The 17,970-nt window shown below is 41.2% G+C and carries 21 protein-coding genes and 1 riboswitch; of the genes, 6 read left to right on the top strand and 15 right to left on the bottom strand.

Annotation, left to right across the window (positions count from 1 at the left end):
- Positions 1 to 374 precede the first annotated feature (374 nt).
- The 5 genes from JCM21738_RS17130 to JCM21738_RS17110 form a co-directional block, all read right to left on the bottom strand.
- On the bottom strand, positions 375 to 914 hold the full coding sequence (locus JCM21738_RS17130) for a VUT family protein (RefSeq protein ID WP_023614134.1): 540 nt from the start codon (positions 912 to 914) through the stop codon (positions 375 to 377).
- 19 nt (positions 915 to 933) lie between these two features.
- Positions 934 to 1,662 (bottom strand): 7-carboxy-7-deazaguanine synthase QueE, encoded by a 729-nt coding sequence (gene queE, locus JCM21738_RS17125; protein ID WP_023614133.1) that lies wholly within the window; start codon positions 1,660 to 1,662, stop codon positions 934 to 936.
- Positions 1,655 to 2,131, bottom strand: a complete 477-nt coding sequence (gene queD / locus JCM21738_RS17120) for a 6-carboxytetrahydropterin synthase QueD (protein WP_023614132.1) — start codon at positions 2,129 to 2,131, stop codon at positions 1,655 to 1,657. Before queD ends, queE begins: the two co-directional genes overlap by 8 nt.
- Entirely contained in the window at positions 2,131 to 2,787 is a 657-nt protein-coding gene (queC, locus tag JCM21738_RS17115; RefSeq protein ID WP_023614131.1) for a 7-cyano-7-deazaguanine synthase QueC, read from the bottom strand. Before queC ends, queD begins: the two co-directional genes overlap by 1 nt.
- A gap of 53 nt (positions 2,788 to 2,840) precedes the next feature.
- Positions 2,841 to 2,883: riboswitch (PreQ1 riboswitch) on the bottom strand.
- 73 nt (positions 2,884 to 2,956) lie between these two features.
- On the bottom strand, positions 2,957 to 3,334 hold the full coding sequence (locus JCM21738_RS17110; protein ID WP_023614130.1) for a hypothetical protein: 378 nt from the start codon (positions 3,332 to 3,334) through the stop codon (positions 2,957 to 2,959).
- A gap of 327 nt (positions 3,335 to 3,661) precedes the next feature.
- Between JCM21738_RS17110 and JCM21738_RS24485 the strand changes: the two genes are divergently transcribed.
- A complete protein-coding gene (locus JCM21738_RS24485) occupies positions 3,662 to 4,045 on the top strand; it encodes a hypothetical protein (RefSeq protein WP_159101437.1) in 384 nt (127 codons plus the stop codon).
- A gap of 28 nt (positions 4,046 to 4,073) precedes the next feature.
- On the opposite strand, the gene JCM21738_RS17095 is transcribed toward JCM21738_RS24485, so the two are convergent.
- From JCM21738_RS17095 to JCM21738_RS17075, 6 genes are all read right to left on the bottom strand, one after another.
- Entirely contained in the window at positions 4,074 to 4,967 is an 894-nt protein-coding gene (locus JCM21738_RS17095; RefSeq protein WP_023614128.1) for a hypothetical protein, read from the bottom strand.
- Positions 4,951 to 5,955, bottom strand: a complete 1,005-nt coding sequence (locus JCM21738_RS27495; RefSeq protein WP_369385772.1) for a cupredoxin domain-containing protein — start codon at positions 5,953 to 5,955, stop codon at positions 4,951 to 4,953. The genes JCM21738_RS17095 and JCM21738_RS27495 overlap by 17 nt, the downstream gene beginning before the upstream one ends.
- A 160-nt stretch (positions 5,956 to 6,115) precedes the next feature.
- Positions 6,116 to 8,632 (bottom strand): multicopper oxidase domain-containing protein, encoded by a 2,517-nt coding sequence (locus JCM21738_RS17090; protein WP_369385771.1) that lies wholly within the window; start codon positions 8,630 to 8,632, stop codon positions 6,116 to 6,118.
- 25 nt (positions 8,633 to 8,657) lie between these two features.
- On the bottom strand, positions 8,658 to 8,951 hold the full coding sequence (locus tag JCM21738_RS17085; protein ID WP_023614126.1) for a hypothetical protein: 294 nt from the start codon (positions 8,949 to 8,951) through the stop codon (positions 8,658 to 8,660).
- 28 nt (positions 8,952 to 8,979) lie between these two features.
- Positions 8,980 to 9,312 carry a hypothetical protein gene (locus tag JCM21738_RS17080; protein WP_023614125.1) on the bottom strand — a complete coding sequence of 111 codons (333 nt, stop codon included), beginning with the start codon at positions 9,310 to 9,312 and terminating at the stop codon, positions 8,980 to 8,982.
- Positions 9,313 to 9,359: 47 nt separating this feature from the next.
- Complete coding sequence (locus tag JCM21738_RS17075; RefSeq protein WP_023614124.1) at positions 9,360 to 10,124, bottom strand: hypothetical protein; 765 nt, start codon at positions 10,122 to 10,124, stop codon at positions 9,360 to 9,362.
- 732 nt (positions 10,125 to 10,856) lie between these two features.
- On the opposite strand from JCM21738_RS17075, the gene JCM21738_RS17065 reads away from it, so the two are divergent.
- Positions 10,857 to 11,318 carry a hypothetical protein gene (locus JCM21738_RS17065; protein ID WP_023614122.1) on the top strand — a complete coding sequence of 154 codons (462 nt, stop codon included), beginning with the start codon at positions 10,857 to 10,859 and terminating at the stop codon, positions 11,316 to 11,318.
- A 117-nt stretch (positions 11,319 to 11,435) separates the two neighbouring features.
- Here the strand turns inward: JCM21738_RS17065 and JCM21738_RS17060 are convergent, their stop codons facing one another.
- The gene (locus JCM21738_RS17060; protein ID WP_023614121.1) at positions 11,436 to 12,149 is read right to left on the bottom strand and encodes a nucleotidyltransferase domain-containing protein; all 714 of its coding nucleotides are present in this window, start codon (positions 12,147 to 12,149) and stop codon (positions 11,436 to 11,438) included.
- Positions 12,150 to 12,289: 140 nt separating this feature from the next.
- Here JCM21738_RS17060 and JCM21738_RS17055 point away from each other — a divergent pair, with 140 nt between their 5' ends.
- Positions 12,290 to 12,799 carry a hypothetical protein gene (locus tag JCM21738_RS17055; protein WP_023614120.1) on the top strand — a complete coding sequence of 170 codons (510 nt, stop codon included), beginning with the start codon at positions 12,290 to 12,292 and terminating at the stop codon, positions 12,797 to 12,799.
- Positions 12,800 to 12,843: 44 nt separating this feature from the next.
- Here JCM21738_RS17055 and JCM21738_RS17050 read toward each other — a convergent pair whose 3' ends face one another.
- A complete protein-coding gene (locus JCM21738_RS17050) occupies positions 12,844 to 13,326 on the bottom strand; it encodes a PaaI family thioesterase (protein ID WP_023614119.1) in 483 nt (160 codons plus the stop codon).
- Between the two features lie 177 nt (positions 13,327 to 13,503).
- Between JCM21738_RS17050 and JCM21738_RS17045 the strand changes: the two genes are divergently transcribed.
- Positions 13,504 to 14,421 (top strand): aldo/keto reductase, encoded by a 918-nt coding sequence (locus JCM21738_RS17045; protein WP_023614118.1) that lies wholly within the window; start codon positions 13,504 to 13,506, stop codon positions 14,419 to 14,421.
- A 103-nt stretch (positions 14,422 to 14,524) separates the two neighbouring features.
- On the opposite strand, the gene JCM21738_RS17040 is transcribed toward JCM21738_RS17045, so the two are convergent.
- Together JCM21738_RS17040 and JCM21738_RS17035 are read right to left on the bottom strand one after the other, a co-directional pair.
- Positions 14,525 to 15,139, bottom strand: coding sequence for a methyltransferase (locus JCM21738_RS17040; RefSeq protein WP_023614117.1), 615 nt, complete (start codon positions 15,137 to 15,139; stop codon positions 14,525 to 14,527).
- A gap of 74 nt (positions 15,140 to 15,213) precedes the next feature.
- Complete coding sequence (locus JCM21738_RS17035) at positions 15,214 to 15,582, bottom strand: MazG nucleotide pyrophosphohydrolase domain-containing protein (RefSeq protein ID WP_023614116.1); 369 nt, start codon at positions 15,580 to 15,582, stop codon at positions 15,214 to 15,216.
- A 117-nt stretch (positions 15,583 to 15,699) separates the two neighbouring features.
- Here JCM21738_RS17035 and JCM21738_RS17030 point away from each other — a divergent pair, with 117 nt between their 5' ends.
- Together JCM21738_RS17030 and JCM21738_RS17025 are read left to right on the top strand one after the other, a co-directional pair.
- Complete coding sequence (locus JCM21738_RS17030) at positions 15,700 to 17,031, top strand: FAD-dependent oxidoreductase (RefSeq protein WP_023614115.1); 1,332 nt, start codon at positions 15,700 to 15,702, stop codon at positions 17,029 to 17,031.
- Positions 17,032 to 17,362: 331 nt separating this feature from the next.
- A complete protein-coding gene (locus JCM21738_RS17025; protein WP_023614114.1) occupies positions 17,363 to 17,728 on the top strand; it encodes a cyclic-phosphate processing receiver domain-containing protein in 366 nt (121 codons plus the stop codon).
- The last annotated feature ends 242 nt before the right edge of the window (positions 17,729 to 17,970 follow it).

Below are 17,970 nucleotides of genomic sequence, written 5' to 3'. Positions count from 1 at the left end.
ACCCTGCATAAGGGTACGATTCCTCCCTAATTGTACCCTTATAGGAACCGGTTACCCTGCATAAGGGTACGATTCCTCCCTAATTGTACCCTTATAGGAACCGGTTACCCTGCATAAGGGTACGATTTCTCCCTAATTGTACCCTTATAGGGACCGATCACGCCGCATAAGGGTACGATTCCACTCTAATTGTACCCTTATAGGGACCGATCACACTGCATAAGGGTACGATTCAATCCACCTTAACAATCAGGCTTATCCTTTCCCAAAATTAAATAACTAGATATCAAAGCGGACTATGATAATATTACTTCGGCAAAGTTCATCCCAATCAAACAAAAGGTGCTCGATCAATAGACCGGGCACCTTTTTATCTAGTTAGACATCGCTTTATTATTGAAAATGTTATGAATAGGGTTAAGCAGCATGGCGCCAATTCCCTGTATGGCAGTTTTTACGATTACCTGTCCTAAAATCGCTGCAGGGACAGCTTCCCATGGAAGGAAGTTTGCTCCAAGCGGACTTAATCCGATTACGACAAATATTACTGAGTCCAGCAGGCCGCCAACTAATCCGCTGTAGAATACTCTCCAGCTCATCGGAAGCTTAAGTCTTGTGTAAATTTCAGTATCTGTTGTTTCAGCAACAGCAAAGCTCAATGCCGAAGCAAAGACGATCGTAAGTGTATCTCCAAGTATATACGAAACAATAGCTGAGAGAACGAGCGCCAAACCGATGAACATATAAGTTTTCGCACGGCCGTACTTATTCTGCACAAGGTCACGGAAAATGAATGTGGCACCTATCAGCAATGTTCCCATCGGCACAATGAACATACCAAATTGAAGTGGCGCAAGAGCCGCTGTAATCACATTGGCAGTAACAATTGAAATTAAGTACAAAAAGATTCTCATCATCTTACCTCCTGTTAGTCTAAACCCCTCTTTTATTTCCCCAAACATAGACATGAAGCTGCGGAAGAACTCTTACATTGTTCATTTCCACATCACACATAACCTTATTAATCAGCCATTCATATTTATCTACCAACGATGACATGAGGTTCATCTGGTCTTCTGTTTCAATGTCGTCATTTCCTACCTGTAAAAAGAACGGTAATTCGGGATAGCGCTGATGAACCAATTTGGCATATTCATAATCAACCTCATCAAAAACGACTATTTTAAGGCTGGCGTTTTTTAAAGAACCGTTCTCTTTCAGACCGTATACAATTTGGTCCAAAACTTCAAAATTTGTTTTCATACCTGAACTTGGCGGTTTTGGAGACAGGGTCAGTACATCAATTTTCAAAAACCAGTCCTGCCATTTGCTCCCCTGTGTCTCCAGGCAAACGCTGACCTCGTTTTCCTTTAGTAACTCAACCAGTCCAGATAGATTTTTCAGGAGAGCAGGATTTCCACCTGAGATCGTAACATATGAAAAGCCATCTCCACCCAATGCTCTCATTTCACTCCAGATTTCATCAGCATCCATTTGCCGAACCAAGTCTTTTCCAGAACCATCCCATGTAAAGGATGAATCACACCAGGCACAGGAATAGTCACACCCTGCCGTTCGAACAAACATTGTTTTTTGTCCGATGACCATTCCCTCTCCCTGAATAGTTGGTCCGAAAATTTCCATCACGGGAATCTTACTCAATCTCCATCCACTCCCGTCTTGCTTCCGCATAGCTTGTGGGAGTTTCGTAGAGTTTCACAAACTCAACCCTTGCACCGTCGTACAAATGCTGTCTGTTTGCCAGTGCTTCAGCCATTTTTTCATAAATCCAGGCAACCATGTTTTCAGCAGTTGTATTCATCGGCGGCAATGTTTCATTCAAATATCTGTGATCAAGATATATTTCTATATCTGATTTCCAAATATCCTTGATGTCTCCGAAATCAATCATTAATCCCCGGGCATCGACAAAACCACTTAAGCCGAAAATGACTTTATAAGTATGGCCGTGCAGGTTTTTGCATTTCCCTTCATATTCGTGAAGATGATGCGCGGCGTCAAAGGTAAACTCCTTACTGACAAGCACACGCTTGGAATGATATTTTAGTTGCTCTCTCTTAATATCTTTATCTATTTTCTGCAGCTGGTCGACGATCCTGAATTCGTACATCAAGAAACATCTCCTTCCAGGTAATCATCCAGACCTTTTTTCCGCAGCTTGCAGGCCGGGCAAATTCCACATCCATCTGCAATGATTCCGTTATAGCAAGTCAATGTCCTTGACCGGACAAATTCAAAAGCGTCCAGGTCATCAGCCAGCTTCCAGGTTTGTGCCTTATTCAGCCACATTAATGGTGTATGAATGACAAAGTTCTGGTCCATGGATAGGTTAAGCGTTACATTCAATGATTTTATGAACACGTCCCGGCAATCTGGATAGCCGCTGAAGTCGGTTTCGCACACACCTGTTACGATGTGCTTTGCTTTGACTTGACTTGCGAGCACTCCGGCAAAGGATAAAAACAATAAATTCCTCCCCGGCACAAAGGTTGAAGGCAGCTCTCCGCCTTCCCCATCCTTCACATCGATATCATTTCGAGTGAGTGCGTTAGGAGCAAGTTGGTTAAGCAGACTCATATCGAGAATATGGTGCTTGATTCCAAGCTCGCTGGCGATTTCTTCTGCGCATTGTATTTCTGTCCGATGCCGCTGGTTGTAATCAAAAGTGACTGCTTCAACTTCGCCGAATTCCTTCATGGCCCAAAACAAGCACGTCGTACTATCCTGTCCGCCACTGAACACGACAACAGCTTTTTCGTTTTTCATTAGAAAACTCCTTTACAACAGAAAAAACAGTACCACTAAGACAGCAGTACTGTTTTCCCTTAGTTTTTTTGAGAGGGTAGCTAGAACCTCTTCCGTCAGAACGGAATATGTAATTTTTACTTACTTATTTTATCACATATTTTATAAAAAGAAAGCTTATATTATTCCATCACTTTTTTGATTTTACCAGATCTTGATGCCTGAATCTAAGTGCCGACCATTTTTCATCCAAGGACACATTGCTGACGGCTCTATAGTCAGATAGTTCCTGAACCAGGCTGTTTAATACGTCGCGGTTAATGTCAGAACTGACTTTTGAACTTTTCTTTGGGAAGGCAATCCAGAAGATAGCATCTTCTTTCAGAACTGAAAGGGCGCTTGGAAACCAACTCTTAACTTCATCACTGTTGTTCGCGAACAACAGCACAAATTCCTTTTTTTCATTCTCACTGCCTAATTCATCAATTAGAGACCGGTATTCCTCCGGGGCATTCATGACAATGGCAGGATCCTGTTTGTATCGCAATTTCTTTAGTAATTCATTCATATTAACCATCCTATCACGACTTGTATTTTTTCTATATTTGGAAAAAGCGAAACCGATATAATTTCTCCTTATTATAGAATACTTTACATGTTGAAGTTTACCAACAGGGCATCTTGCTCATTCGAAAATCTTTTCCGGAAATAAGATAAATACAGGCACCTATTTCAAGAAACTAAAAAGGAGGATACAAATGGATATTGGGGCTTATTTTTCAAGAAGCGAGATTACTTTGAACAGAATTCTCATGAATTCCATGACTGCCTCCATCCACATTGCCAGGATGTTGAGTCAGCCTTTTCAATTGGCTCACAAGCAGATTGCCCAACCTTGGATGAGATGGAATCAAGTTCGCATCATGGATATTGCCATAGCTATAAAGATGATTGTGTCCCAGTTATTTTCGACCGTCGCTATAATTTCGCTGATCGAGATTTTTGCAGCAGGCATTTCAGCGTCCGCCTGGGTGGTTTGCGGCATAAAATGGCAGCAGTATTGCGAGGTTATATTGGATGCAAGGTTATAATTGGGACAGAATGTGCTGGCAAGGCAAAAAAAGTCAATGGTCGTATTTCCTTTGTTGGAACAGATTTTGTCGAGCTAGTCATCCACGAAAACAACAAGGTCAGCCAAAATCATTCAAAAAAGAAATATAGGATGATTCCGTTTGATACAATCAACTGGTTTGAAATGGATGAAGGAAATAACGCCTGAGCAAATGCTCAGGCGCTTCTAATGTGAGTCAAGCTTTTTTCAGGTAACAGAACGACGTAAAAGGTATTTCTTTAACTTGCTCATTATCACTGACTAGATTAATGTTTCCGTTTTCCAGTCCTTCCAATAAACCTATTGCCATTTCAGAGTTTGTATAAATTTTTACCTTTTCATCTGTAAATGTTTTAAGGTACATTGATAACTTAATCCTGAAAAAGATTTGGATCAGCTCAGGGTCATGAGCTACTGTTTCTCCAAAATTAAAGGTAAGATCCCTCCGGAAACATGGATCGATATCTAGTAAAGGAGGTTGGTTTCTAGGTGGGTGATACGGCTTTTTAGATAAAACCAGACAAATCTTATTGAAAGGTATAATAAATGTCTTTCTATTTTTCTGTAGCTGGACAAAGTCACTGCCCACCAATTGTACAAATCCTTCCAGGAAATTTCTGCCTAACTTCTTCTTTTTATACCTATGCTTGCGCTTCTTCTTGGCAAGCCGTTTCTTTTTGTAACGCTTTTTCCTCTCTGTCTTCTTGTTTATTACTTCCTCAATTGGATCTGCTGCACTAGCTTCTGTACTGCTCTCATCCTGATCTGAACAGTTTATTTTAATCTTCACCATTTGCCCTGCCAGTCCATCGAATAAAATCCTCCGGCCAAGTTCAGACTGCTCATTTGATAGGCCGAGATCCAATAGCATCCGATTGGCTCCATCGATTTTTTCTTCAAGTTCCTGCAACCGACCTTCAGGCATACAAGATGTCGGTGAAGGGATTTTAGGAGTTTCGATTCTTTCAGGACAATCATCAGGGAAACAGAAATCATCTTCTGGGCTGTTTACTGAGGAGGAACTGCTTTCCATCAGCTCATGGCTTGAAGACTCCTCAACTGGGATTTCAATTTTATGCCTTTTTTTCATCGTCCCACTCCCCTTTAACATCCTCAAGTCGTGGCAGATTTTGCTTCGTATCCTTGTGAACACGGAAGATCCCCCACATGCCCAATTCTATGTCCCAACGGATATTGCCGGACCGGTACAAGTAATCACCAGGGAAATTGAAAACTCCTCCTGCGCCACCAATCAAGCGCAAGTCATCAGTATGGCCAGTAACCATATGGCCAATAAATGACTGAATACGAGAATCAAGATCTTTACTGTCGAATTTCCAATAATGTCCGTGAAGATGGAAAGTGTGAGATCTTCGCCTTTCTGCTGGAGTGGTAATACGTATAACCACTGCCTCGCCCGGATAAGCTTCGAATAAAGGTGTTGCAGGATCCCCGAAAATTTCTGATGAAAACAGCTCGTGCATTACCGGGTGATCATTGTAACGGTTGATCAACCTCTCACTCCGATAGTTAAATCCCCTTGAACCATAATCATACGTATCGACCTCTTCCAGCACCTCTGTATCTGGTATAACCCCTTCCATCGGATCAATAATCACTTTTCCATCTTTGTCCTCCAGCCTTACACCATCATGTAAAATGAGGACAAATTCTCTTGTAGCAGGTAGCAATGGGTGACGAAGGATCACATTTTCGCCTGTATTAACTTTTTCCAGGCTGTGAGGGTCCAGGTATGTTGTAAACCTGGATTCGGCAATAAAAGCACCAAATGTTCCAAACGAACGGTGATTTCGCAAATCGGCCATGTCCCACATAGAACACATTCCAAACTGGCCATCAACAAACCATCTATAAGTGATTGTCTCACCGGGACCGACAGTCTGGTCCGGATTGAAACCAACTGTATCTCCACTGGATGTCTTTACATCATAATTCAGCAGGCTAGTATGGAGTGATATCCTTAGTGAAGGCGGATAAAAAGATTGTTCTTTTACCGGCGGATAAGGGTGGATTCCATCCGGAAATGGGAAGAGCTCTTTCTTCAGCTCACTTGTCAAGGTTACCTCTACAAGGTCACCGACATTTGCCTTAGGATTAGAGGCACCGGATTCTTTTTGCCTGATAAAATGTCTTCCGCATCTTCTTTTAAAGCGAAAATAATTCCCAATGGGTCATGATCGCCATATGAGTTATATTGGATTGGTGTCTGGAAGGCGACTACCTCGAACTTCTTGACAGGTGAGCATGATAAGCCCCTGGCGGTAGACTGGCAAGAGGATTTGCTTTTTCAGGCGGTTTGCCTGTTGGCTTAGGATTTTCAGCGGACCCTTCCGGCAGCGCTTCTCGGTCAGCCAATACGATTAAATCATCCATTTTTGAGCTATACGCCCGGATTAACCCCCATGTGCCAAGCCAAACATCTTCTTCATCCTCAAAGGCCCAAAGATAATCACCTGAGGCAGGTATCTCAGTCTCAAAAGTAAACGATTCAGAAATTCCGATATGCTGCTGTGCTTTCATGGATGAACCCAGATCCGGACGTTCTTCTTTCCATCTTAAACCATGGATATTGAAACTGTGCGATTCCTCATGCGCTCCCTGCAAGAGCCTGATCCTGATTGGATCTCCTTCATAGGCCCTTAGAATCGGAGTTACAGGATCTCCATGTACCCAGGAACTGAAGGAATAAGCGGGATCACAAGCTTCTCCAAGCCTGAACTTCAAAGGTTCACATTTATAATTTACACCAAAAACACCTGGGTCATCCTCGGAACCAGGATACCTTGGCGGCTGGATTGGCCGGCCGTTTTTATCGAACAAAAGGGCAAAATCATGGACGAAAAGTGTCTGGTCACGATAATCGGGGATTAACGGGTGTTCTACTGAAATCTGTGTTCCATGATCCACTTCATCACCTGTTCTAGAATCAAGAAATCTGGAGAAACGCGGCTGAATGACGCCTGCTCCGAAAACGCCATGCTGCTGGTGCGAGTTAGCAAATAGATGGTCATGGAAGAAAAACGCTTTTAATTCGGTTTCCGCATACCACTCATATCGGATGGTCTGGCCAGGCAGAACCCCACTATCGTAATTCCATCCTACATTTCCTCCATCGCAGGCAAGGACATCAAATTTTACAAAGTGAATGTGAAAACCATTTTCATACGTCCTTGTCACCAGCTGGAATGCATCACCATCGAGAATATGCGGCATGCGATTTGTATAATTCATCCTTATACATGTACCAGCAGGAACATGGAAGACTAGCGGCTCAGGCTCTTTTTTTCCTGAAAGGATATCATCGAGGTCTTCGTCCATTACATAGAATCTTGCTTTCGGATCATGCCAGCCCTGTTTATTATAGACTACAGGCATCTCAATAGCCGATACATTGAATTCGACTACCACTGGGTCCTGGTCCAGGCAAGGGTCAACAAAAACTGCTCCCGGGCGAGGGTTTGGAATTGCTGCATTCCTTTCCAGTTCAGTCATTTCCCGGCCTCCTACAATCCCCAGTGGCGGCCTCGGTGCTTTGTAACCGACTTTTCCTGGTATGAAATTAGGAAATCCAGGTTTCTCACGTGTTGGCTTTGGCGGTGCCGGACGGTCTGGCAAAGGCATTAGAGCTTCAATTCGAACACCATTCGGATAACACTGGCTTCCATCCTGGAGAGTATTAAAAACTCTGTTAATACCCCACATGCCTATGCCGAAGTGTGGATACAGATGGCAGTGGATGATGGAGTCACCAATGGCACCATGCAGGCTTCCGAGTCCATAAAGCGGCTGAATCGAATAGTGGGTTTGAGGGCTAATGGATTGGGCATCGATTACTTCTGCATTACTATTGCTGGAATCTCCCAGCCATTGATGGACATGGTAGTGAAATACATGAGTTTCCTTTACGCCACCATGGATCAGCCTGATTACTGCCGGATCCCCTACATACCCCCTTAATATCGGAGTGGCCGGATCACCAAAAACCCATGAGTCATGATGGACTTCTTCTGAATCACAATCCGGACATACGACTCCTGCCTCCATCAGTCTTTTACGGTTTGTCATAGGTTCATAGCGAAGATTCACTCCATGGAAGGATTCAGATTCCTGGTTCGTCATTGGGTTGAATGGTCGATTCCCCGTTAGATCCTTAATTTCCATTTCATCATTGAAGAACCAGGCGTACTCTCTGAATGATGGCAGAAAAGGATGATGTATATCAGCATACACACCACTATTGATTGGACCGCCCGTAACAGGATCAGTCCAGTTAGAGCCCCTTTTTTGGACAAGCAGCGCCCCGAATAATCCCTGGACACTTGACCCTTGTTCGGTGCTTGAAACATTGCCCAGGTCTGTGAAGAAGTAGATTCCTTCCTGACTAGCATTAAGCCGGTAAACAATCTCCCCTCCTGGTTCTACCGTTGTATCTAGGTTATAACCTGCATCCGCTCCATCGGATGTCAGAACATTATAATCCGCTTCCTGGAAGTGCATTCCTGCTGAAAAAGGAAGCTGGTTTTCAAAAAGTATTTCAACTATATCCCCTTCGTTGGCGCGAATAGCTAACGGTTGAACTAAATCAATTGGCTTGTAAGGGTTCTTTCGAACAAGATCTTTAAGCTTTGACTCATTTTCCTTCAAGACATATATTCTTCCATTAGGATTGTGATCGCCGAATGTATTAACTACTATTCTCGTTGAAATTCCGACAACATGATATTTTCGTAACATGTATTTCCCCCCTTCTTAGGTATCTCTAATAGTCCTCAAGCTTTGGTATTTTAGGCGCACCTGGCCTTTCAATATAGAAAACTTCAATATTATGAATGTGAATGTACCATTCGCGGTTTTCTAATTGAGCAAAGTGAGTTGTCTCTACATCAATCTTTACCGTATCACCAATCAATTCCTTGATTATGCCAACGAACATATACGGATAGGATGGAGAAATTACCAGCGTTTTGTGGCCAACTCCATTTCTGAAGTGCTCCAAAATGGCTGAGTCATGGATTTGATTTACATCTGTCATTTTTGAATAATCTACGGACATAAGAAATTACGCCTCCTTACCTTTATGTTTAAATTAACGGTATTCTCATAGAACAATCGACATCAGTTGTAAAATGGGCAATTTTTTCAAAAGGAATGGATATTGGAATTGGGAATTTATGAAACGGTGCATTCAAAATTTTGATTTTTACGGGTGTGAGTGTTAAATGGCCAGGTTCAACTTCAGCTATCTTTCCGCAAAAAATCGGCCTGAATGTTTGCCCCAATATATTTAGTTGTGATGATTCCGTAATAATCAGAATCTGCTTTCCCATATGCTTGTAAAAAAAATCAAATAAAGGGTCATTGGCTTTAATGGCATTTGAAACAGGCGATAACGATTTTAATTGAAAGTCATGCATGTATTTCACCCTTTCTCGGAAATCAGAACTCTTAGGAAATAAGGTACCTATCGGAATAGTGTCGTTAACATATTCTTCCCCATTAAAAGTACCCGGTTAAAAAGACGGGCAGAAATAAGATGTGATAAATCATTGAAGGCAATTTGTCTACTTGAGCTAACAGATTGTAATAAAACACCTTCTTCAGTCACCGAGATGATTTTGCCCCAGACTGTTTCTTCAGGAGTAACAGCTTTGACCCATACTCCTTTCCATCTCTCAAGGTTTCCCCTAAGGGATTCTTCAAAAAATTGATGTATTAATACATCCCTTTTGGCTACTGTTTCACCAAAATTCGTAGTTAGTTTTCGTTTTAAGTCATTATCATAGATGAAATTCTGATGAGCATTTTCATATGTCGGCACTCCAGCTGGAGAATTCGCTGATAAAACTGTTTTGTACGGGATCCATATCCGATCCTTTAAATTCGTCAGTATGACAAAATCCCTTCCAATGGCATTGACCTTCCCTGAGGTTTCCTTAGCAGTACCTTGATGATCAATATAGACTACTACTTCTTGATTCCGTTTCATCTTAAAGAATTTCTTTAAAATCAAAGTCTTTTTAAATTCAGGAACAGCATTCGCCAGTGTGTGAAGGTTTCTTTGTTCCAGGTATTCGGCTATGATTTTATTCTCTTCTAGTGGTGTAGCACTTGGTGGAGAAGTGATTTGATTTCCGACTTCATGAATAGGATCAATTTGCCTGACTTCATTCCTTCTGTCCTCTAACAGATTTTTCAGATAATCCGAATGACGCATACCTGTTCTCAACGAATTGCCCCCTTTCTAAGAAAAGCGCAAGCGCCTTGGTCAGCCCCGACCAGCGCTGGAGGGCCGACCGGTGAAGTCGTTCTTTGACTTCATTGGACGGACCGAAGCGACTCGAGGGGCTAGGCGCTGGAGCTAGACACTAATCTAAGTCTAAAAAGTTAAAACTCGCTTATAAATGAACGAATTTTCCCATTATCATATGAGGCAAATATCATAAACGTCAAAGTAATGGGCAAAAAATTCAAACACCTCATCTGCAGTTATGAATACATTGAACAGGAGAGGTGATGTGTCATGCCGGAATGGATTGTGGTTTTTTACCCAATTAATTCCTTTTCCGCATACGTTCTATATATCTTTCTATACAATCGAAGAAAACAAATCGGTTTTCATTTAGGAATGAACATAACCATGGTGGCTGCTGGGGGTTGCTCTCGGGACAGGGATTATTTTTATCAACTTGTATCCTTTTTACTTTTTGGAAGCGACCTTGTTTTCTGTGATCATAGGTGGTATTTCAGGAATCTTGTTTGGCAATCTCTTTGACTATCAAACTTTATTGTCTGGTTATATAACCGGGATAATGATGGGAATCATGCGCCTATGGTTGGGGCTGCCGCGTATGAAGGGTTATGTTCTTAATCATGATCGAGATTTTCATCCTCAGCTCTTTTTGCATTGCGGCTTCTTCGGCCTACAAAACTTGATTCAGTAATCTGGAGGGCATGTCTTATGCAAATTTTATTAATCTCCATAACTGTCATCAATTTTTTAATTGGAGCCTGGCTCTATTATGTACTTCGTAAATCGAGGCTGCTGTTTAGTGACAGGTTCGCATATACAGCTTCCTATTTTGCAAGCAGCACACTGGGACTAGTTGCTTCACTAAATCTCATACTGCTCTTCCCTGACCATTTCGAAATTGTTGGTGTGCTTAACATTTTACTGGGTATCAAAATCGGTTTTTTATATGGCTCAATGTTGAATGCGCAATCATTGATTGCAGGGATTTATAACGGGGGAATAAGCACAATTATGGGAACGATGCTGGGAGTGGTGGTATTAAACCCAGCTATTTGTGGTCTTCCTGGTACCATTGCTTCCGAACAGGAAATGATGATCTTCTTCGCCCTTTTCAGTCTGTGTATCCAGGGAATATCTGCTATTTTGCTACTATTTTCTTTCAAAGCATGAATTCATATGGATGGAAAACTCTTGCTTTCTGTCACATTTTTGAGCTTAATGTGACCTTGGCGAGAGCAAATCCCCGTTTATCGTAACAAAAGCAGCCCCTAATCTGGCTGCTTTTGTCTACTTTACAGAAAAGCCGTCAAATAATCTTCCCCCATAGGGTTTTAAAATCAGGTCGGCAATTTCTACGACCATCTTTTTGTTACCTGTTCTGTAATACTGTGAAAATGCTTCTACAAATTTACCAGAGAAAACAGGGTCATAATGATTTAATTCCCTCACTATCCATTTTGATTTACCGACCCACCGTTTGTTTGTCCTTAACACAAATTCCTGCAGTTGTTCTGCCAGCGTCCCGGCAATGAAAATTTCTTCAGCCTCGTTGTTCGATCCAATGAAATCATCAAGCGTATCGGTAATGAAATATCGTTTAAACTCGATCTCTTTCTTGGTCCACAGCTCTGGTCCTAGCTCGATTATCCTTTTAGCTTCACCGATTAATTCCGGCAAGAAATCGCTTTTCCTAATAACCATTCCTTCTGCAACCATTCTCGGCAAGCTTGGTCTCGCTCTTTTTACATCACTTTCAAAGAAAAGCTTATAAGATTGTAAATTATGGACGAAAATCTCAATCGGCCATCCATAAGCAATTAATGACTCTCTGTACGCTGAGGGGATATCCTTATCGAATATCACAATATCCAAATCAGATGTAACGGTTGCTTCTCCTCTGGTTACACTCCCTGCCAGCAGTGCCGCGTCACAGTCCGTGAAGCGCTCCTTCACAAACTTTTGCGCTGTTTCAAAAGCTGATAATCTAACATACATGTTCATGTGCAAAATCCTCCATTAACTATTCATAAGATTATTATTTGTTAAAACACAAAATTTGTCGACAATATTGCGAATGTTTTATAAGACAACTTCAGTGGTATCCTACAGTATAAAAGCAGTTGAATCAGGAGGATATACTTATGTCATTTTCATTAAATAAATTGTTTATACCTGCAGGATTGGCAGTTTTGCTCATCACTGGCTGCAACAGCGATGAGGCCGAGCAAGGCGTGAAAGAGTTAGAAGAGGAAACAAAGAATGCAGCCCAAGCGACGGAGGAAAAATCAAAAGAAGTAGCGGATAAAGTGAAAGAAGAGGCTCCGGGAATCATCCAGAACATGAAAGATACGTATAAAGAAAGTGAACAAGAAGTTAAAGACAACACTCTCCAGTCAGGCGATCAGGCTACTGTACAAAAAGATGCCTACCTCGCACTTACACCGGAAGCATATGATGAGCTCTATCAATTGATTGAAATTAATGATGTAGAAGGTGTAGATAAGATCGTACAGGATAATAAAGTTAAAGAAATCAAGCAAGGCAGTGAAGCAGAAATTTTAGAAAGAGAGATTAGACGAACCAAGGTAAAGATGAAGGATTCCGGTGAGGAAGGATATCTGCCTACCACAATGCTTGAACCTGTTAAGTAAAAGATCAAGACCCTGACTGATATCAGGGTCTTTTTTTAAGACTATTATTTTGCTGTAAATGTATCTGGCATCACAACAGCGATAACTTCTCCTTTAGCACACAGTGTTTCCCCGGCATACACTTCTGTTTCAACTCGATATTTTTTGGGATGGATCTCATGTACAGTCCCTATTGCTTTTAATGCGGTTCCTTGAGGAGTCGGCTTCATAAAATCGACATGTAAGGATGCTGTTACAAATCTTGGCGGTTCTGCCCCGTCTCCTGGTTCATATCCATTTTTTCGATGAAGGTAGAGTGCAGCCGAACCGGTGCCATGGCAATCCACAAAAGAGCCAATGACGCCGCCATAGACGAAACCAGGCAGTGCCATATGTTCTTTTTTGGGATTGTAGATTGATATTGTCCTATCCCCATCCCAGCCTGTCCGGAAATGATGCCCGTGCTCATTCATCCTCCCGCATCCATAGCACCACGAGAAGTCCTCAGGGTATTCATCCTGAATGGCTTTCAATACTTTTTCTTCCATTGCGTTTCCCCCTTGTCAATCCTTTATCTATAATACTTTCTTCGATTGTTGTTTAAATTCCTTTAAAAAAATCCGAATTCCTTTCTTGGTGTATACAATGGATGTATTTGTGCAACATATTTTTGTTTAAAACGTTCTAATGATAAGATTAACGTAAATTATTTTAGGGGTGATGGAGTGAAGTACAGACGCTTAGGCAGAACAAACCTTGATATTTCTGTAATTGGAATCGGAACCTGGCAGTATGGCGGTGAATGGGGAAAGAATTTCGGACAGCATGAAGTCGATGCCATCCTGGATAAAGCAAAAGAAAAAGGAATCAACTTCCTCGATACAGCCGAATGCTATGGTGATCACTTATCTGAAAACCTTATTGGAGATTATCTGAGCCGGAGCAACCGCGAGGACTGGATTGTGGCAACTAAATTCGGTCATCATTTTCATGGTAACTTTGAAAGGACACGTCATTGGAGTGCAACTGAAGTACTAAAGCAGCTGGATGCTTCTCTGAAGGCGCTAAGAACTGATTACATAGATTTATATCAGGCACATTCATGTACAGATGAGGAATTCAACAACGACGAACTATGGACAATGCTCGATAAACAAGTTGAAAAAGGAAAAATCCGCAACCTGGGAATCTCACTGCGTTCAAATGAAGATAGTTACCAAACTGACCACGCTTCAGACGTGAACGCAAGTGCCATCCAGGTTGTCTACAACCGACTTGACCGTAAGCCTGAAGAGAACATCTTCCCTTCTAGCGAGAACCAGAACTTGGGAGTACTTGCACGAGTTCCGCTGGCAAGTGGGTATTTAAGCGGTAAATATAAACCAGGTGCGACCTTCAGCTCTGACGATGTTCGCTCCAAACATGACAGCGAAGAAACAGCGATTCTGCTCAAACAGGTGGAGGAAATACACAAAAGCGAAGTTCCCGAAGGTGTTCCAATGGCAACGTGGGCATTAGCCTGGGTTTTGAGACACCCAGCAGTCACTGCTGTAATTCCTGGCTGCAAGACACCGGAACAGGTGGAACTCAATGCAAAGGCAGCACAACTGGCCGATGATAACCATCCACAGAGTCTAAAGTAAACAGATTCCGCCCCTGCATATGCTGGGGCATATATTTTAACCAAATCAATTAAATGTTCAACCTCTAGCAAGCACCATTATATATTTCCACTTTCACCCCCTTCTATTCCTTCTGCTCAAACGGTTCCAATCTATACACTAAAAACCTCTCATTTGGATTGTTTTCAGGCAGGTTCATTTCATATACCAGCTCAAACGGTGTCAGCTTCTCCAAATAAAATATATAGTCTTCAGATGGATAATATAGAATCAGATCGATTTCCCTTTGATTTTTTTCAAAAGAGATCATGATGTTTTTTACGACATTGGTCAAAATTTGAACTGCAAAAGGATTAAAGAAATAAAATTTGTTTTCATCTGGTGAGATTTCATATTCTTCTGCCAGAACGCAATAAAAATTAATTCTATCTGCTCGGTTTCGATAGTTCTTTAAGTAACTTTGTTTATTTTCGAGAGCTTCCATATAGAATGCTTCATTCATTTCAACTCCTACGACATTTGTGTTGAAGTGATGGTTCAGGTAGAAATTCAAACGACCTTTTCCACATCCAAAGTCGACTACATGATCATGACTGGTTAAATTGTATTCTTTGAAAAATAACTCAAGCGCACTATATGGAGTGGGTTCATACCGATGGTAATGCAATGAAGTCATGAACCCTCTTTGCTCACCAGTTGTATTGATATTCAGCACTTTTTCCATTTGTAGCTCGTTCATAAAATTAAACTCCATTCATTAAGCTCTCATTAAAAATCATCGATTTAGCAGCAAAGTCACGAGATTAGCCTTGATTAAAGATCTTTGTTTTTCCTAGCCCTTACTTCTAACATTTTTTCATAAAAGCTATCTTCCAAATCTATATCAAAATAATTATAGAACTTCAATAGATATGCAAGGCAATCAGCCAATTCTTTGCCTATATCCTGTTTGGTGCTTTCTTTGGCGAGTAGGAACGCCTCATCTTCATCCATCCCCTCTTGTACCTTGCTTTGCGTAAGGTTAAAGGCATTCCTTAATTCTTCCGCCACTTCTGCTACTTCCGTAGTCAGCAGTAAATAATTGTTCAAGAGCGATTCCCTGCTCTTGGTATAGTTATCAGAATTGATTTCCCAGCCCATTTCTCTTTGAAAATCCTTCGTATATGCTTGTAACTCTTTCATTTCCACACCTCATTAGGTAAAATTACCGTGTCATGCTTTTGGCATACATAGGTTTATTTTAACTTAAAGGCAGATAATTCAACATATCTATTATTATGAGGAGAATAGGGGCTAAGGATGTTTTTGAAAAATACGAACAGAAATAGAGCTGTGGTAGTAGGTGGCGGTATTGCGGGCAAGCTGGCTGCACGTGTACTGTCTGAGTTTTTCAAAGAAGTAATATTAATAGAAAAAGATAAGAAAAATGATCAAGTTACTAATAGGAAAGGAGTTCCACAAGGTAATCAAGGACATGTACTGCTGAAAAGCGGAGAAGAGATTATAGAGGAACTTTTCCCGGGAATCTTTCAGGAATTATCTCGAAATGGAGCCAGTAAAACGGACTTCGCGCGAGATCTCTTATGGTCACACCATGGAACACAAAAGATCCGATTTGATTCAAACGTGTTTATCAGCCAGCAAAGCCGACCTCTACTTGAATGGCAGATCCAGCAAAGACTGGAGAAAATACCGAATATCAATTTTCGATTCGATAGCAAGGTGCAGAATCTTAAATTTAAAACCGATGAAGTGAACTTCATTGTCATCGAGGATAAAAACGGAACAATAATGGAGCTTTTAGCGGATTTAGTAATCGATGCATCAGGTGCTGCCGCGCTTCATAACCAATGGCTAATGGACTCAGGCTACAAAGTTCCAGCCAAAACAGAAATAAAGGTGGATTTATTTTATGCCAGCATGGTCTTTAAGAAACTTTCGCATGCAACTATCGATTGGCACAGTCTTCTCGCCTATCCTAATCCACCAGAATTCGAACGTGGCGGCATGATTTCCCCTATCGAAGAAAATCGTACGCTGGTCACCCTCATTGGCTATGCTACGAAAGAAGCACCTAAAAATATAGATAGTTTCATGGAATATGCAGAGACACTTGAACAACCTGAATTTTATGAAGTGATTAAAAATGAATTACCACTCTCTGAGGATGTACAAGTATACCGGTTTCCTGCCCTTCGCCGTTATCACTTTGAAAAAATAAGAAATTCCCCATCCGGTTTGTTGGTAATTGGCGACGCTTTTTGCCGGGTTGACCCTGTTTTTGCACAGGGAATGAGCCTCGCTGCTATGGAAGCCAAGGTTTTAAGAGAGCTATTAATGCGTGGGTTAAACAAGAAGCAACTAACAAAAAGCTATCATAAAAAAGTTAGCAGGATTCTGGATATTCCCTGGCTGATCGCTTTAACAGAAGACTTTCGATTCCGAACAACGAGCGGAAGAAAACCAATAGGCCTTCCCATTTTGCAATGGTATGTAAAAAAAGTCGTCGCGGCTTGCTCTCATAACGAACATGTTTACAAGCGATTCATCCAGGTGCTACATTTAAAATCGCATCCAATCAGTCTTGCTCATCCCGGTATTCTTGCCAAGGTGTTAAAAACCACTAAATGAACCCAAATGAACACAAATGAACCCCCGTTTTTCAGGGGGTTCTCCATTCTTCCTATGTTTGTAAGTGAGTCAAAACCAATTAATTCCCGGCATTTTGTAGACTGTTCTCGAAATTTTGTTGCTTTACTGAACTGTACTTGCTTACGCATTCTTAAAGGCAGTGTACAATGCAATAAGAAGAATTAATAAATTTTTTAGTGCTTTATAGAAGAATTTCCCAAGTAGTATTAGGCCCTTTTTATCAAAAAGTGTGTTAGGCTTGAGAGAATGATAAATATCTAGGGCTATTCGACTTTTCTTAGTCACCCCCTTTTGGGAAGGAGAGCTAGAAATGAATGAAATCAGTGTTTTCCTAGATGACTACCGCCAGGCGCCTGATGGTTATGTTTTGGCAGAAACTATAGATGAATGTCTCATTCTCTTGAAAAACTATGAAATCGACCACTTGTCGTTAGACCATGACCTTGCAAGCTATACCAGGAATGGGATGATGCTTGTAAAAATAATGGTCGAGAAACAGCTATTTGCCAATCGAATCACTATACACTCTGCAAACTCAACAGGCGGTAAAGCCATGTATAATTGCTTTAAGCAAGCTCAGAATGATTACCTTATGCCTCGGTCCATAAATATTTATTTACGTCCCATGCCCCTAAATCCCTTTATTTCTCCAATGCTGTCTATTTATAAAAAATAGTCAGTTTATAAATCCCATAGTCTCTTGTTTAGAATTATTTTGCATTCAACTTATTAAAATTAGTTATTATTTGAGAATACAAAATTATGGAAGTTAGCATGAGTGAAAAACAAAATACATTTCTAGTACAAATAAGATATTATTGAAATATCTGCCGCTGTAATCTTCATGCTCACTTATTTGGTTTTTCAAGCAGCTTACAATTAATCAATTAATTTAGAGTAACGAAAAATGGGCCAGAA

The sequence above is a fragment of the Mesobacillus boroniphilus JCM 21738 genome, from assembly GCF_000517385.1.
GTDB classification, from domain to species: domain Bacteria; phylum Bacillota; class Bacilli; order Bacillales; family Cytobacillaceae; genus Mesobacillus; species Mesobacillus boroniphilus.
Note: the sequence above shows the minus strand (reverse complement) of the source record. Positions and strands in the feature narration are given on the sequence as shown.